This is a genomic window from Membranihabitans marinus, assembly GCF_021729155.1.
In the GTDB taxonomy this organism is placed as follows: Bacteria; Bacteroidota; Bacteroidia; order Chitinophagales; family Saprospiraceae; genus Membranihabitans; species Membranihabitans marinus.
In genome coordinates this window covers 25,292-42,959 of sequence record NZ_JAJQYA010000041.1, presented here as the reverse complement: position 1 = coordinate 42,959, position 17,668 = coordinate 25,292, and the positions used below count along the sequence as shown (strand labels likewise).

Annotated in this window: 10 protein-coding genes; 1 reads left to right on the top strand and 9 read right to left on the bottom strand. The window is 35.9% G+C overall.

The window, feature by feature from the left end:
• The 7 genes from LVD51_RS17950 to LVD51_RS17920 form a co-directional block, all read right to left on the bottom strand.
• On the bottom strand, positions 1–592 hold a 592-nt coding region (locus LVD51_RS17950; protein ID WP_236972751.1), incomplete at its 3' end, for a sulfatase-like hydrolase/transferase.
• A gap of 430 nt (positions 593–1,022) precedes the next feature.
• Positions 1,023–2,429 carry an arylsulfatase gene (locus LVD51_RS17945; protein WP_262912806.1) on the bottom strand — a complete coding sequence of 469 codons (1,407 nt, stop codon included), beginning with the start codon at positions 2,427–2,429 and terminating at the stop codon, positions 1,023–1,025.
• Positions 2,413–3,477 (bottom strand): sialidase family protein, encoded by a 1,065-nt coding sequence (locus LVD51_RS17940; protein WP_236972749.1) that lies wholly within the window; start codon positions 3,475–3,477, stop codon positions 2,413–2,415. The genes LVD51_RS17945 and LVD51_RS17940 overlap by 17 nt, the downstream gene beginning before the upstream one ends.
• Positions 3,478–3,625: 148 nt before the next feature.
• The gene (locus LVD51_RS17935) at positions 3,626–5,032 is read right to left on the bottom strand and encodes a sulfatase (protein ID WP_236972748.1); all 1,407 of its coding nucleotides are present in this window, start codon (positions 5,030–5,032) and stop codon (positions 3,626–3,628) included.
• Between the two features lie 13 nt (positions 5,033–5,045).
• Positions 5,046–6,434, bottom strand: a complete 1,389-nt coding sequence (locus LVD51_RS17930; protein ID WP_236972747.1) for a RagB/SusD family nutrient uptake outer membrane protein — start codon at positions 6,432–6,434, stop codon at positions 5,046–5,048.
• A gap of 71 nt (positions 6,435–6,505) precedes the next feature.
• Positions 6,506–9,964: a SusC/RagA family TonB-linked outer membrane protein gene (locus LVD51_RS17925; RefSeq protein WP_236972746.1), complete on the bottom strand. Its 3,459-nt coding sequence runs from the start codon at positions 9,962–9,964 to the stop codon at positions 6,506–6,508.
• 95 nt (positions 9,965–10,059) lie between these two features.
• Positions 10,060–11,133, bottom strand: coding sequence for a FecR family protein (locus tag LVD51_RS17920; RefSeq protein WP_236972745.1), 1,074 nt, complete (start codon positions 11,131–11,133; stop codon positions 10,060–10,062).
• Positions 11,134–11,339: 206 nt separating this feature from the next.
• Between LVD51_RS17920 and LVD51_RS17915 the strand changes: the two genes are divergently transcribed.
• Entirely contained in the window at positions 11,340–11,882 is a 543-nt protein-coding gene (locus LVD51_RS17915; RefSeq protein ID WP_236972744.1) for an RNA polymerase sigma-70 factor, read from the top strand.
• A gap of 311 nt (positions 11,883–12,193) precedes the next feature.
• On the opposite strand, the gene LVD51_RS17910 is transcribed toward LVD51_RS17915, so the two are convergent.
• The gene (locus tag LVD51_RS17910) at positions 12,194–13,822 is read right to left on the bottom strand and encodes a RagB/SusD family nutrient uptake outer membrane protein (protein WP_236972743.1); all 1,629 of its coding nucleotides are present in this window, start codon (positions 13,820–13,822) and stop codon (positions 12,194–12,196) included.
• A gap of 20 nt (positions 13,823–13,842) precedes the next feature.
• Positions 13,843–17,355 (bottom strand): SusC/RagA family TonB-linked outer membrane protein, encoded by a 3,513-nt coding sequence (locus tag LVD51_RS17905; protein WP_236972742.1) that lies wholly within the window; start codon positions 17,353–17,355, stop codon positions 13,843–13,845.
• Positions 17,356–17,668: the final 313 nt, after the last annotated feature.

Genomic DNA, 17,668 nt, shown 5'->3' with positions numbered 1-17,668 from the left:
ATAAATACTCTCCTACTTTCCCATCTTTTAACGTAGGTATATTGGGATTCCACTTTTTATTTTCATCCTCATAAGGAAAAAAATGAGATGGTGGACTGCCGTGAGTCCAGCCTGCTACATTCTCATCAAAGCCCATATCGAGAGGCCAATACCCGGTAGGCCCCACATGCCACTTTCCTATGCTAATGGTGCGATAACCCGTGGACTTTACCAATTCAGGTAATATCACTTCCTTCAAAGGAATAAACATTAAATCCTTAGGAGGTATGATCATACTATTTTCAGGATGACGGTGCCTTCCTATAGCTGTAATATGACCTGTAAAATGTACTCTTGCTGAATTTTTACCAGTTAGAAAAGCAGCTCTCGATGGTGAACAAACCGGTGCACCTGAATACGCATGAACCCATTTCATTCCATCTTGAGCCAATTGATCGATATTGGGGGTTTCAATGAATTCATTTCCGTATGTGCCTAAATCTGTCTTCCCTAAATCATCTACCAATATTACTAGGAAATTAGGTGGAGATTGTGCATAGATTGAACTCGTTAATAATAATGCAAAAATTATATAGTATATATTATTTTTCATCTTTTAAAATTTTATTACTCTGATTTTTTTTTATATAATTTGTCATCAATTGCTTAATGCTGAAAAGTGAACGAAAAGATTGGGCTTGATTGCTCTCCATGGTAAAATTTCGGTTTATTAAGATCAACCTAATTTATTTATAATCCGATCTTCTACCACCATACTGCTCCGTATGAAAAAAAATTTATCCTTGGCATCTTAAACGAAGTCCTTAGAATAATTTTGATTTCTTAAAGAATAATGGAGATTATCCCCAATATTTTGTCTCTCTGAACATGATATACCATAAAGAACCCGCACCAATTTCAATTAAAAATACCACATCCGATCATTTATAGTTTCAGATTTCATTTGAGCATCATATAGATACTGGCCTAAAAAAGTACTCATTTATATGAACATATTCATAGTAATCAAAACCTACTTGAAATCAATCTAAGTTATAAGTCTTTTTCCAAATTGAACTTCCTTGATAAGTTTCTCCAATGGGGTACTTCTCACTAGATATAACACTCGTTTTCATAATGTCTGAAATTTGCTCTACTATTTTGGGGTGATCTGAAGCCACATCATAAAATTCTCCAATATCCTTTTCAAGATTATACAGCATAATTTCCCCCTCTCTACCCATCTTTATTCCTTTCCAATTTCCAAACCTTACAGCTTGATCATATCGAAGTCGATTGTGACCATAATCCCAATACAAATACTTGTGAGGCTTTTCTATCTTCTCTCCCATTAGGGCATCGACAATATTGACACCATCTAAAGGCTTAGTAGTTTTCACATTAGCTAATGCCGCAAAAGTTGGCAACATATCTTGAAAAGCAATAATTTCACTACTTTCCTTATTCTCGGGAATATGACCTTTCCATTTAACAATAAATGGCACTCTTATACCGCCTTCATTTAAGTCCCTTTTATATCCACTTAATGGTCCACTTGTATTGAATTCCTTCCAAACCGAAGAATGACCACCATTATCACTGGTAAAAACAATAATCGTATTTTCCTCTAAGCCCAATGATTTAACTAAATCGACTATCCTTCCAACATCTCTATCCAACATTTCAATCATAGTGGCATACTTCTTTGCGTCAATTGGCCAATTTTGATTGTAAAAATTATTGACATTAGGCACAGTTAATCCATCCTCATCTTCCCTAGAAGAAGAATAATGAGGTAAAGTATAGGCTGCATATAGAAAAAAAGGTTCCCTCTTTGATTCTCTAATAAATTGTAATGCCCCATTGGTTAAAATATCATGACTATATCGGTCTCTTATGATCGTATTATCCTTGAGCCACATCTTTTTTTCATTAAAATCCAAATATTCTGGATAGTAAAAATGTGCATGATCTTGATTTAAGTACCCTAAGTAAAAATCGAATCCCTGATTAGTAGCACTTCCCACTGTACCAGCATCTCCTAGCGACCATTTACCAATACCTCCGGTTTTATACCCTGCTGTTTTCAAAACTTCTGCAATAGTCACATCCTCTTCTTCCAAATAGGTATTATAGTGCGGAACATTATCCCTTGCAGGCGTATGACCATTGTGCAAACCCGTCATTAATACACTTCTCGAAGGGGTACAAACTGGACCTCCGGCATAAGCTTGTAAAAATCGGATACCTTCTTCAGCTAATTGATCAATATTTGGGGTTTTTAATAGTTTTTGACCATAACACCCCAAGTCACCATAACCAAGATCATCGGCCATAATGAATATTATATTAGGTGGTTGATTGTTTTGGCTATGAAGTTTTGATAATTGAACAGCAAAAATTAGAACTAATACATATGTACTGAATAATCTTTTATTCCCAAACACCATCGCTAATAATTTTTAGTTCTTTTAATTCTATTTCGTCCAGATCAATAACTACATGCTTAATTCTTTTCCGCTTCCATGTATATGTAATATGTATATTTCCTTTTTTATCTTGGATAACCGCAGGATAAGAATATTCGCCAGGTTTATCCTCAAGAACCAATAAACTTCTCCATATTTTTCCGTCACTGGATACGGCAACATTTAAAGGAGACCTCTTTCCTCCCCATTTACCTTCGATTTTACCGGTATGATTATATACTAACAATTGCAAACCATTTTGCATTGAAACTGCATCAGTACCTGAGTTAGGATTAGGTAGTCCAATAGAGGTAACTTCTCCCCAACTATAACCGTTATCATTAGACCAACAAGACATTATAAATCCCTCTTTACTTCTACATAGAATTTGAAGTTCACCTGTTTTATATTTTAATACACTTGGCTGAATTATATTATACTTCTCCCCATGATTAATAGGCCCAACAATTTCCCATGAACGACCTAAATCTTTAGAAATTTCCATATGAGTACGCCAACCATTAAACTCGGTACTTGAAGGAGAAATAATTGTTCCATCATCTAATTGAATAGGTTTATTTTTTACGGGACCGTAAACATCCTCAGGCAACCGTTTTTTTTGCGACCATGTTTTACCATGATTATATGATTCTATTTCCATCCCCCACCAACTCTTTGCATTTGGACCTTCTTTAAAATACAACTTTAACGGTCCTCCCGGAATTTGAAATAATACAGGATTCCAAGTTGGATATCGCTTATTTTTGTGTTGAATCCCATTGGCAACTGAAATTGGCCTTGTCCAAATACCATTAATTTCACGGCTCACCCAAATTTCTACATCTGGATTTTTTTCCTTTGTCCCCCCAAACCATGACGCAACTAGACCATTAGGAGTTTCTACAATTGTAGATGCATGACATTCTTCAAATGGAGGATTATCAAAAATAAAATTATTTATTTTCACAATCTCTTGGGAGTTCACAATCACTGGCACCATAAATAAAAGAACACACCTTAACAACTTCATAACAAACTATTTATAATAATTAGAATTTTAAATTAAATATATTAGCCATAACAAATCGCTAAGTTATATGTGTATAGATTACAATAATTCCTTATTTATTTCACTTAGCAGATTTTATCATTATGGCTTTTCCCAAACTCATAAAAATTTAATTTTGGTTTTTATAATTTGGATTGGAAGTGTGTAAAATAGGTTTAACTTCATGTAACCAAAGATTAAACTTACCACTCAATTCTATCACTTTTTCTGGCAATTCATGGGATAAGTCCGTCTTTTCGCCTGGATCTAATTTAATGTTATACAACTCAATTTTATTGGGGTCAAAAAACTCAATATACTTGTAATCTCCAGATATTATTGCCCCTCCTGGATAATTCCCTTTGTTTAAGTAATGGGGATAATACCAAAACATATCTCGTTCATTATTTATATCTTGACCTATACTATTAGTAAATTGACTGACCAATGATTCGCCATCTATATTCATATCGTCATCTAACTCATACCCAACTATATCCGCAATTGTAGCAAAAACATCTTCTGATCTCGTTCTATTCTTATTCACGCTATTCGCTTTGATGTGATTAGGCCATTTCATTATAAAAGGTACGCGTAGACCTCCTTCATACAAATGTCCTTTTCCAGCTCTATATTCCATCATATCTGAACTGGCTCTTTCTGCACCATTATCCGATGCAAAAATCACCACAGTATTTTCTGAGATACCTTCAGATTCCAATTTTCCTAATAATCTTCCAATATTTTGATCCAGTCTATCCACCATCGCAGCATAAGTTGGGTCAATCTCAGGATTTGCATCCTTGGTTAATTGTTTCTTTTTATACTTTTCGACCAATTCTTTTGGCGCCTGCAATGGTGCATGAACAGCATAATATGGAAGATAAATCAAAAATGGGTTGTCTTTATTTCGGTGTATATATTTTATAGCTTCATTTGTTAATCGATCTGATAAATACTCTCCTACTGCTCCATCCTTTAATGTAGGTATATTCGGATTCCACTTTTTATTTTCATCCTCATAGGGATAAAAATGAGAAGGCGGACTACCATGGGTCCACCCCCCAATATTCTCATCAAAACCCATATCAAGTGGCCAATAGCCCTTAGGTCCCACATGCCACTTCCCTATGGATATGGTTCGATAGCCCGAAGACTTAACTAATTCGGGCAATATCAATTCCTCCAATGGAATAAACAAGAGATCTTTGGGGGGTATGATCATACTGTTCGCTGGGTGTCGATGTTTTCCTATTGCTGTAATATGCCCTGTAAAATGAACTCTAGCTGGGTTTTTTCCAGTCAAAAAAGCAGCTCGTGAAGGTGAACATACCGGTGCACCGGAATATGCGTTTACCCATTTCATTCCATCCTCCGCCAATTGATCTATGTTAGGAGTTTCAATAAATTCATTTCCATAGGTACCCAAATCTGTTTCACCCAAATCATCTACCAAAATAACCAGAAAATTAGGAGGCGTTTGAGCATATAAAGAACTCGATATAAAAAATGTAAGTATTATGTTATAAATATTCATATTAAAAACATTTTTAATATCCAGGATTTTGTTCTAATAACGAATTAGCATCTATTGCTTGTTGAGGAATAGGTAAAAGTGTATGAAAAGATTGCGCTTGCTTTCCTTGCGATTGTGCATATGGAATAAATTTACCCATTCTTATCATATCATATCTTCTCATCCCCTCTGAGTAAAACTCCCAACCTCTTTCAATAAGAATATGATTTCTAAGCGATTCTTTTGTATTAAAATCAGATAACTGTATATTTTCCAATGTGGCTCGATTCCTCACAAGGTTTATTAAATCTATGGATTCTTGATTTGGACCATTTATTTCATTTAGTGCTTCTGCCCTAGACAATAAAATATCAGAATATCTAATCTGAGGTAAATCATTTCCATGAATATTCCCTGCAGCATTAGGATCTGGCCAATACTTAAATGATCTAGTATTGTCATGGTTTAATAATGAAATAGAATCCCCACTTGTATTAATATAGCTTTCCATAATTAGATTTCTTCTAGTATCTCCTGACTCAAAGGAATTATAATATTCATCCAAAAGTCTATATTGGGATGCTATGGTCTTCCAATTATCTTGCCAAGTTAATCCAGTACGTGGATGTGTTTGAAATCCAGGAGGAAAAGTTGCACAGACCCATGAATTACTTCTTGTAGCATAAACATTAACTGATTTCACCCAAATAAATTCTGTATTAATTTCATTTTCAACACGAAACAATTGCTCAAAATCAGGATACAAATTATAATAATTTAAATCCAATATTTTTTGACTTGCATTTACACACTTTTCCCATTGATGAGTATTTAAATAAAATTTTGTCAATGCACCCCAAACCGCACCTTGATGAGCTCTTCCATAATTCAACTCTGCCCCTGGTTTTGGTAATACATTACTTACTTCTAGCAATTCATTTTCAATAAATGATTCCATAATTTCTACAGATGGCCTAGGCAACTCAAGATCATCATTTTCACTTGTTCTAAGAGGTACTGGACCAAAAAGAAAGTACATTTTAGCATAACACATTGCACGAATAAACTTAGCTTCAGCAATAAATAATTCCTTATTCTGAGCTACCGTGTTTGACTTATCTATATTGTCCAATACTACATTAGCATTTCTAATTCCTCGATAGTTAGGATCCCAAAACACATTTTTTATAAGACTTGTTGTAGATCCTAATGTAAAATTTAAAAATTGTACTGCAGTAGAATTTTCACCTCCACCACTTTGCCACCCAATATCTGTACCCCATTCTTCAATTCCACAAATACCTCGATTATTCCCCGTAGTATTGGCTAATTCAGAATATCCAGCAAATAAAATTGATTGAATTCCCTCCTCGGCTTCAAAAACATTCTCTGGTGCTAACTGTGAATAAATGGGTTCGTCCAATAAATCAGCACAACTACAAACCAATATTAATAAACTATAAATTAAACTATACCTTTTCATAAAACATTTTTTTAGAAATTAACAACTACACCTCCAGTAATAATTTTTGTTAATGGATAGGCATTATAATCTATCCTTAAGGTCTTATTTGCTCCTGAGTTAACTGCAGGATCAATACCAGAATATTCACTCCAAGTAGCAAGGTTTTGACCAGTTATATAAACTGTTGCATGCTCAATAAAACGATTCAAATTAAAGTTATAAGACAGTCTAATTGTATTGAGACGAATGTAGGATGCATCTTCAACAGTCCGACTGTTTACATATTTTTCTCCTTGACCTAATGGGTTTAAAAATGAAGGATATTCATTCGTTGGGTTTTGCTCAGTCCACCTATTTAACATAGGTTCCGCATACTTATTTCGTCTAAAATCAATAGGAAAGTAAGCTTCCGAAGCATTGCCATTATACATTTTCAAGCCTTCTTGACCTTCAAAAAACAAATACAATTCAAGCCCTTTAAATGTCAAAGTATTACCAATAGACCACATTAGTTTTGGGAACGAATTTCCTAATACCACTCGATCTTCTGAATTTACTACACCATCTTGATTAGTATCCTTGTATTTAAAATCACCAGGTTGAACATTGTCATCTGTAACACTAAAATCATCATTTGTTTGCCAAACACCGAGAATTTCATATCCATAAAATGACCTCACAGGTAAATCTACTTGTATTAGTGAAAATTGATTCGCAAATCCCGCAGATCCACTAATTATTTGATCTAAGTTACTCAAATTAGTAACTTTATTTTTTATACTAGTCAATGAAACACTTGTCTCCCAAGTAATTGTATTCACTATATTTCTAGAGGTTATTCCAAATTCCAAACCATTGTTTTCCATCCCTCCTACATTTTGAGTCTGAGTACCAAAACCTGTTGAAGTAGGAATAGGTAGATTTAGTAACATATCAAACGTTGATTTTTTAAACCAATCGATACTTCCAAAAATCCTGTCATTTAAAATTCCAAAATCCAATCCTATATTTATTTGCTCTGTTGTCTCCCACTTAAGATTAGGATTACCTATTCGATTGGGGACTAAAGTTGAAATTGGATTATTATCTAACACGGCTATACCACCACTTCCAAAAGTAGTAATTGATTGATAATTTCCTATTTGTTCATTACCTGTACGCCCCCAACTTGTCCTCATTTTTAAGGAACTAAGTGACCTTTCCAAACTATCGAAAAAAGGTTCTTGATCAATTCGCCATGCAATGGCTGCTGAGGGGAAATGGCCAAATCTATTATTTTCACCAAATCTAGAAGATCCATCTATTCTATAACTTAAAGTAAACAAATACCTATTTAGTAAACCATAATTTACCCTTGATAAATATGACAATAGACTATTGGATACTTGAGAACTACCTATTGTATTTTGTAAAGCATCTCCAGAACCAATTGCATAAGCCTCAATAATGTTAACATCAAGAGGAAAATTTCTGCCAGTTAAACTATTATTCGTTTCAATAAATCGTTGAAAAGTCGATCCTAAAATTGCATCAATTTGATGACCATCTCCTATACTAGCACTATATTGAAATAACCCTTCAATCAAATAATTTGCATTTTGACCATTATTTATATAAGCAGAACCACCATTTGCAGCCCCAGTTAATGTTGAACGATCAGTATAGCCTTCCCTTTTTTGCTGATACGTATCCCCTCCAACATTCAATCGAAATTTCAAATCAGGTAAAAATTCATATTCTCCAAAGAGGGTACCAAATGTTCGATATGCATTTGCTTCATTTTTCCTTCCATTCATTAAGGCAATGGGATGATCAATAGGAGCCATAAAATTGGATCTATAATATTCTAAATTATCATCATAAATAGATCCACTTGGATCATAATTATACGCAGAATACAAAACTCCTCCATCATTTCCTCCCACACCTCCTGGAACATATTCATCATGATGTAGAATCGTATTGATTTTTGCTCCAAAAAGTAAACGTTGATTTACTTTATGATCTAAATTAAGTCTAAGACCATATCTTTTGAAAGATGTTTTCTTAAGAATTCCTTCCTGGTCAAAATAATTTATGCCTAAAAAATATTTAGTTGCTGAATTCCCCCCAGAAATAGACAAATTATGACTAGACACTTTAGCATTCCTAAAAATATGATCCTGCCAATTTGTTCCTCCGTCGACAAGATCTGTGACTCGTTCTGTCCCTGTAGCATTAATTGCACCTGCATCTAATAAATCATTCAATACTGTTTGGTATTCATTGGGTGACAAAATATCTAGTTTTTTAGTGATACTTTGAATACCTAAATAATAATCATAATTGACTTTAAGATCACCTGATTTTCCACTTTTAGTTGTTATTAATATAACACCATTTGCTCCTCTAGCACCATAGATTGCTGTTGCTGAAGCATCTTTTAAAACTTCAATAGATTCAATATCATTTGGATTTAGCGATGAAAGGGGATTTCTAGATCCATTTCCTGAAGCCCCTCCACTAACAACTGGTGAATTATCAATAGGCATTCCATCTATAACATACAAGGGCTCAGTTCCAGCATTAATTGAACTAACCCCCCTAATACTTACACTGAATCCACCGCCAGGCTCAGGGCTATTTTGGACAATTTGAACACCCGATATTTTCCCTGCTATTAAATCTTGTGGGGAATTAACCATACCTTGATTAAAATCTTCATTTTTCAATGAACTCACCGCTCCTGTCAAATCACTTTTCTTCTGTGTACCATATCCTACTACGACCACCTCATCTAATGTCTGGGAATCTTCAAATAAGGTCACACTTACATTTGATTTACCTGCAACAGGAACCTCCAGTGTTTGGTAGCCAATATAAGACAATACCAATACTGCATTTTCATCGACATCGTTAAGGACAAATTTTCCATCAAAGTCAGTAGCAGTTCCAATATCAGTTCCCTTCACCAATACATTGACCCCGATTAATGGCTCACCCGCTGAACTCGTAACCCGTCCAGACACATTGACCACTATTCGCTTATCGTACAGCTCTTTGGCAGAAAAAGTGGCTATCGGAGATAGCAAATTCACTCTCCGCTTATTGACCATTTCCTGTGTGTCTATGATTTTTTGAAAATGTTGTACCATTTTCTTTAAGGACTCCAGTCCTTCCTTAGTGTTTTGATATACGGCCACATAGCGTTGGTCAAAAATTTGATAAAACAAATTCGTCTGCCCCATTACACTCGTTAGCGCATCATCTACGGACTCATATGAATCGATTGACAATTCCACCTTTACATTGTCAATTAAGGTGCGATCATAACTGAAATAAACCCTGTATTTGCGACCTATTTCTTGGAGGGCCTGCTCTAATAACACCTCCTCTTGATTGCCTTCATTATGGGCTAAGCCCATGGGCAATTGATATACCATCAGAAAGATCGTACACAAAATCATGCCTAATCGTCTTTTTATTAAAGACAAAATTCCTATCTTCATTATTCTAAATTTTAAAGATTCTTCAATACGAAAGGGTAGGGAAAGTATTCAGTGGTTCTACCAAAACCACCGATAACCGTTTAGTTACTATATCCTTACCTTTTCTTTTTATCCATTATGATTACATCATTTTCTATTTCTGTTTCTACATTTAGTGTCAATTCTAATAAGCTAATCACCGTCTCCCAATTTTCATAAGGAAATCCAAAGGATACCGGAAGGTCAATCATCTTAGAATCCCTAACAACTATTTTTTTGTCATAGATTTCTCCTAATTCTTCCAACATAAGACCTAACTCAATATTGTCAAAAAAGATGACGCCATCATTTAAATTCACTTCATACAATGGATCTTCGGTGTGAATTCTTTTTAGATCTTGATGTGTGGATGAAAAACTAACAAAATCTCCTGGATCCATCAGAACAGACTCCTTGGTTTTTCTTTCATAATTCAACCTTTTTTTATGGTCACCTAATCCCCCTTCCATCTTTTCTAATAAATCCAATTCTACCTTCCCTCTTTCGAGAAAAACATCGGTCTTCTCGTATCGGTTGACCACCTCAAAAGCAGTTCCCAAGACATTGACATTGACATCGGAAGTCAATACCTTAAAAGGAATTAATTGCATTTCATCATCACCTAAAATTTCTATCCCTCCTTCCTCATTCACATGAGATACATCAAAATAAGCCTGGCCAGACAAGGATACAGATCGATGACTTTTACTCTGCCAATTTTCATCCCATATAAGTCTAGAATTTTCACCTAATATCACTTTAGTCCCATCGTCTAACACGACTTCCATCTTTTCTCCTATACCGGTTTCAAATACTTCTTCCCCAATCTGTGACTTTGTCCAAATGGCTATACCGACCAACACAAGTACAGAGGCTGCGACCGACCAGTGGACCAATTTGAATATTTTTGCCTTATTTCTTTTCTTCTTTGTTTCAGCAAGGCCTTTGCTCTGAATAAATTCATCCCATGTCAGTTTGGGGATATTTCTATTTTCATTCACCTCTTCCCATCCGCGTTGGTATATCGCATTGAGTTCATCAGGATCATTAACCTCCTTTAATTTTTCAAATAATTCATTGGATTCATCGGCATTGGCCGTTTTATCCAAGTATTTATTAAAAAGGTATTTTATTCGTTCTCTATCTCTCATTCGTTTATTTACTTCAAAAAATCCTGACTTATTCGATTAATCTATATTTGGCAACAAAGCCTACTAATCAAATTATAATATACAAAACGGATCAAAAAACTAAACTTACTAGTGAGTATTGAAATTTTTTACTAATTTTTTTTTAAAATTATTTTTACTAATTTCGTTTTAGAATATATAAAACATCCCATTCAATTTTATCTGAGATGCAGGAAAAGGACTTTCAATCTTTATTTGAAACTTATACAGAAAAGGTAGCTGGCTTTTTTATTAAGTTCATTAATGATGGCGAATTAGCCAAAGACCTTAGTCAAGACATATTTCTAAAACTATACGAAAAGAAAGACCATATTGAGACCATAGAAGACTTAGACGGTTATATCTACTTAATGTGTCGCAATCTCGCTTTTGACCATATGAGAAGGGCTGCCTATGATCAAAAATATAGAAGTTATATTTTAAATGCCAGTTCAGATGCTTGCCATCCAGAAATTGAGTCTCAAATAGAAAGCGACTTTTACAAAAAGATACTAGAGCACTCCTTAGAACAATTGCCCGACCAACAACGAATTATTTTTCGCTTAAGTAAATACGAAGGCCTTTCCCACCAAAAAATCGCTGAAAAACTCAATATCTCCAACCAAACCGTGGCCAACCATCTTTGTCAAGCTTTAAAAAATATAAGAGCCACAGCTTCCAATCCAGACATCGATTTAATCGCCATTTATATCGGTCTCGCTCTGCTTTAAACCATGATATTCCCAAAATCATTTCCTTTCTCATAATGACAGTAAAAGGTCCATAATCAAGGCCTAAAAACGCATTCTATTATTTGCATTAAAAAACAAATAATAGTTTCGAAATAATCACAAATCCATCATTGTTTTTACCTGTAATTACTAGTCAGCAAGACAAAAAAGATCAGCCTCGATAAAGACTGATCTTTTTTCTAACTCTTCTTTAATAAATTAAGTAATTCAGGGATATCCAGCCTAGTTTTGCGGCTGCGTTATACTTCTCCAAAATTACTTGACAAATTGCTTAGCACACTAAGCCCTCCTTACCATCCAGGATTTTGATCTAATGCCGTATTGAGCACCAATTCTTGAGTAGGAATAGGATATAGATATCGCTTGTCGTCCCATGTCCGCGTCAATCCGGGATACAACAGTCTATATTCAGCAGTCTGTGGATCTAACGCCCCTAAATACGTCTTTGGATTTTCCAATAACTTTCCTGCCTTCCAACGCAAAATATCGTTAAATCTCATGCCTTCAGCAGCCAATTCTACCCTCCGCTCTCTGCGTATTTCATTGAGCAAAGGAGAAATTGACACTTCCCATTCGGGCCAATCCTCATCGACAAATCCAACTTCAACCGTAAGATCAGGCATACCTACACGAGATCTCAACAAATTAATAGATTTATCGAGGTCGCTTTGAGTACACTCCTCCAACTCAGCCTTGGCCTCAGCGTAATTCAACAACACCTCAGCATATCTAAATATAAATTCATCGAGAGTACATCTTTGATACTCAAAATCCCGCTGAGTAGGTGAAAATCCTTTATAAATTCTATATCCTGTAAAACACTTGCCATTATCAAATTCAGGAGTGATCTGATACTGTATTTCGCCCTCATCGGTGATGTGATATGGCTGATCAGAAGTATAGACAGATTGCCTCATCCGAGGATCCCTATTGGCAAATTCGCTATCGTAATCCTCTACACTCTCCCCCTGATACAATAAACTTATAGAGATAGGTTTTCCATCACTACAGAGATAGGTCTCCACAAAATCTTTACTAAATCCATTGCCCGCTTCCCCCAACTGTCTGACTCGATTGTGCATTAGTAAATCCACTTCATAGGTCTTGGACATAATCGATTCAACATTATTTGACAAATCATCCAAAATGAATAGATTGTAATAATCCTTGTCTGGATTCCCCGCATTGTAAACATCAAACAAACCGGCATTCATAATGGCCTCAGAAGCAGAAATAGCCTCACCAAACAAGGATTCATAATCTTGCATTCCGTGGTATTTTCTAAAGCTAGCTTCGAACAAACAAAACCTTGATTTAAATGCCAATGCAGCATATTTGGTCAATCGACCTTCACTTGAAGTTTCCGGCAGACGCTGAATTGCTTTATCTAAATCATTTAAGACTGAATCAACTACTATCATTCTAGATGTTCTCCCATTATACAACTCCTCTGAATCCACATTTAAATCTGTACTCAGCCAAGGGATATCGCCAAATCGACTCAATTTTTCAAAATAATACCAGGACTTAAAAAACTTGGCCTCTCCTGAATAAATCGCTATCTCTTGTGCATCACCATTGGTAGTTTGGTATCGCTGTAAAAAATAATTACATCGTCTGATCGACTCCCAGCCTGCCTTTGTCCAATCTCCTCCAGATGACGGAACGACGTAGTCCCCCCATATGTATGAATTTCTAGTGGCTGGACATTGATTGTCAGAAAGGTTGTCGTTGGCCCAATTACCAGATGTCGATAAATCTTCATAAAATTGATTGAGATAGGTCTTTAGATCACTCGGAGACGTCCAAAAATTGGCATCGTTGATCTTGTCTGGTGGTATTCGATCCAAAAATTCATCGTTGCAATTAAAGAACAATAGAGTAATCAAAACGGATAAAAATATATTGAAATTTTTCATGAATGATCTAATTTAAAATTTTAGAAAGAAAGGTTTAAGCCAACTGATACAGCACGATTTAAGGGATACATATTTACCCTATTCGATTCAGGATCCAAAACACTTTGAACCTGGGTAAATTCAAATAAATTTTGCCCTGTTAAATAGACATTACACCTTTCAACCTTAATTCGATTCAATATTTCTTGAGGAATATTATAACCCAGTGTTATCTGCTTACATCTTAAGTAGGAACCATTCTGCAAATATCTAGTCTGTGCTGTGGTAATTTCTCGTCCATTCAAACGAGGTCTTGGGAAATAAGCGTCGGTATTATCTACCGTCCAATAATCGGTATTAAAAGATTGTGGAACAGCCCATTGTGATGTATAATGAGAATAAAAGAAAGTACCGCTTGGATAGAAATCGCGCTGAGCGATGCCCTGAAAGAAAGTGCCAAAATTAAAATTTTTCCAACTTACGTCCACCCTAAATCCATAAGCGTAACGTGGATTACTGTTGCCTATGATAGACAAATCACCGTGATCATCCAAGGTCTGCCCCCCTCTGGAAATTTTTCCATCGCCATCTAAATCTTCAAATTTAATATCGCCAGCCAATTGGTTGTGACCTACGATTTCTGATTGATTATAGCTTTGAGCCTCTTCGTCGCTTACGAAAAGCCCAGCTGTGGTCAATCCCCATATTTCACCCAAAGTCTGCCCGACATAATAATCACTTAAAACCCCGTCTGGATTGTCGAATTTGGTGATCTCTGCTACATAATCAGACAACATAAATCCTACATCATATGAAAAATCTTTATTGATATAGTCCTTCCAAGAAACCATTAACTCCCAGCCTTTTGTCTCCAAATCGGCAGCATTGGCCTGGGGTTCACTAACTCCCAATATAGCTGGACGGGTTTTGGACTTAGTCAACATATCTTTGGTCTTTCTAACATACCAATCAAAGGTAGTAGTCAACCTTCCATTTAATGTTTCTAAATCAACACCGATATCGGTTTGCTCCACGGTTTCCCATGTCAGTGTCGGACTCACTAGCCCAGGAGCAAAGACAGTAGCAGGTCGCTCACCATTGAGCAAATAATTGACTTGCCCCGTATTATAAGAGGCTATATAGGGATAATAGTCGTTCCCCACTGAGGATTGATTACCCAAACTACCTACTGAAGCCCTAATCTTAAACTCTTCCAACACTGGCTTAAGTGAACTCCAGAAATTCTCGCTGGACAGCCTCCAACCCAATGACAATGAAGGATAAAATTTAAATCTATCATCCTTAGGGAAGCGAGAAGAACCATCGTACCGCCCATTAACTTCGATCAAATATCGGTTGGAAAATGAATAGTTCATTCTAAAAAACCCTCCTCTAATGGCCCACTCATTGGCAGCATCGCCACCATTTCTTTCTCCAATGGCCACATCGATAAATGGTATTTCATTACTCAACAAATTAGCTCGCCGTACCCAAAATGAGTTGAATTGCTTTTCTTCCTGATTATAGCCCACCATGGCTTTAAAATAGTGGATATCATTCCAATTTTTTTCATAATCCGCATACATATTAATGGCGATATACTTATCGTTATGATCCTCCTTGCTGATCCAATTTGGCGTAGTATGTGGAAATAAAGTCGCCGGTCCCGTCGCATCAAAATCCCAATACTCCTTGAGAGTATGAATATTATTTCGATTGAAATAGTTGATTGTATAATCCAAGTTCAAACTCAAGCCCTCCAATGGAGTTAATTTGGCCAAACCAGTTACCCAGATATCATTGGTCTTGTATTTGCGATCTCCACCTTGAGTGAGGAAGGCTGGCATATTGGTAAAATACCCATTTCCTGAATACCCCGCAAAATGACCATCGGGATGATAAATCGGCATGATGGGTCTAGAATCCCCCGCCATATAAAGATTGTCTACATTGGAAAAACTCCCCCTCTTGTTGTCGGGAATATCGGTTTGCTCTGTTATATTTAACGATGCCTTCAATCCAACTTCTATCCAAGGATTGACATCGTAATTAAGATTTTGTACAAAGTTATACCTATTAAAATCCTCATCAAACCATTTCATCAATCCCTTTTGATTCAACAAACCTATGGAAGAGTAGTAAGTCATTTTATCCCCACCCCCACTTATACTGAGATTGTACTTGCTAATAGGATATGAATCCTTGAGCATAACATCGGTCCAATCGGTATTGGCATTATATCGATACAAATTACTCGGGTCATTGGAATGGTGAAACACCGGCTCATTGCTTTGTGGATTTTCAAAATAGGCTTGGATATGCTGCATGGTTTCATCGTCAAAGTAATTAGAACCATTAGTAGTTGTATTGGCCGCATTCATCCAATTGGCATATTCAAGGGAATTCATATATTCGGGCTTTGCCGTAGGCCTATTGAATGACCAATTAGAGGAAAAACCAATCACTGGTTTTTCAGAAGCTGTCCCGGCCTTAGTAGTAATTAAAATCACCCCATAGGCAGCACGGGCACCGTAAATTGCAGCCGAAGCAGCATCTTTGAGTACCGATATCGATGCGATATCATCTGGATTTATCAAATTGATATCTTTTACAACACCATCTACCAATATCAATGGATTTCCTCCATTAATAGAAGTTGTTCCTCTAATGTTAAAGGACGAACCTCGACCTGGAGCTCCACTGTTGACATTGACATTAAGATTGGGAATCACTCCCTGCAATCCTTGCCCCAAATTGGTAATCGGTCTACTCTCCAATACTTCAGAAGTTACTTGGGAGACTGCACCAGTTAAATTTTCCTTTTTCTGAGTACCAAAACCGACGACTACAACTTCATCCAAGGTTTGAGAATCTTCAATAAGAGTAATGGAAAGATTTGTTTTCCCATTCAATGCAATTTCTTTCGATTGGAATCCTATATAAGACACCAACAATATAGCCTGCTCATCGACATCTTCGATGGTAAACTTACCATTGAAATCCGTAGCGGTACCTTTCTCACTCCCTTTCACTATAACGTTCACCCCTATAAGTGGCTCCCCCCTCTGATCGGTTACCGTCCCTGTTACATTGACAACTAATCGCTTTCCATCAAAAGAAAATTTATCACCTAATCGTCTCGACGGCAAATAAGTCAATGCGGTTCCCGACCGTTTTTCTTCAGTATAGATGAGGTTTTCAAGGTGCTTAACCATTTCTTTTAATGATTCAATACCCTCTTTATCACTCCTGTATATAATGACATACTTATTGGCATGAATCTTATAATTCAAGGTAGTTTTAACCAATACTTTTTCTAGGGCATTATTTAAAGTTTGTTCGTGATCAACTTCAAATTCTACGGTATAGTTATTTACCAAATTTTTATTGTAGGTAAAATATACCCCATAATGTTCACTTAATTCGTGGATGGCTTCCTCTAAGCTCATTTTTCTCAGATCATCCTTAGCCTGCATTATCCCAGGTAGAATGACAAGTAAAAGCAATACGATATCCTTAAAGGACCTCTTTTTGTGTAAAAATCCTAGTTCCATCAATTAAATTTTAATATTTTAAAAATTCTTATTTCCCCTTAACGCTAATATTGTTATTTATCATTTCTATAGTAACTAATAGCATTGTCCTAGCTTTCTCAAATAAAAACCATTACTAATGAGGGTAGTAAATATCTCTTCTTCTCTTCACACCATTTTCTCATCACTACAGTTTCTCAATAGTTTATAACGGGTTGACGTTTTGACTTGCGAAATGGAATCAAAATATGAGCAAATCCATCACCTACTTATCAGACCAAATCGCAATCGACAATACTCATCCCCCAATGTCAATTATTAAAAATTTGTCATA

Coding starts and splice junctions, on each gene's coding strand:
- LVD51_RS17910 (WP_236972743.1), bottom strand. CDS start 13,822: ATGAAAAATTTCAATATATTTTTATCCGTTTTGATTACTCTATTGTTC.
- LVD51_RS17920 (WP_236972745.1), bottom strand. CDS start 11,133: ATGAGAGATAGAGAACGAATAAAATACCTTTTTAATAAATACTTGGAT.
- LVD51_RS17925 (WP_236972746.1), bottom strand. CDS start 9,964: ATGAAGATAGGAATTTTGTCTTTAATAAAAAGACGATTAGGCATGATT.
- LVD51_RS17905 (WP_236972742.1), bottom strand. CDS start 17,355: ATGGAACTAGGATTTTTACACAAAAAGAGGTCCTTTAAGGATATCGTA.
- LVD51_RS17915 (WP_236972744.1), top strand. CDS start 11,340: ATGCAGGAAAAGGACTTTCAATCTTTATTTGAAACTTATACAGAAAAG.
- LVD51_RS17935 (WP_236972748.1), bottom strand. CDS start 5,032: ATGAATATTTATAACATAATACTTACATTTTTTATATCGAGTTCTTTA.
- LVD51_RS17940 (WP_236972749.1), bottom strand. CDS start 3,477: ATGAAGTTGTTAAGGTGTGTTCTTTTATTTATGGTGCCAGTGATTGTG.
- LVD51_RS17945 (WP_262912806.1), bottom strand. CDS start 2,429: ATGGTGTTTGGGAATAAAAGATTATTCAGTACATATGTATTAGTTCTA.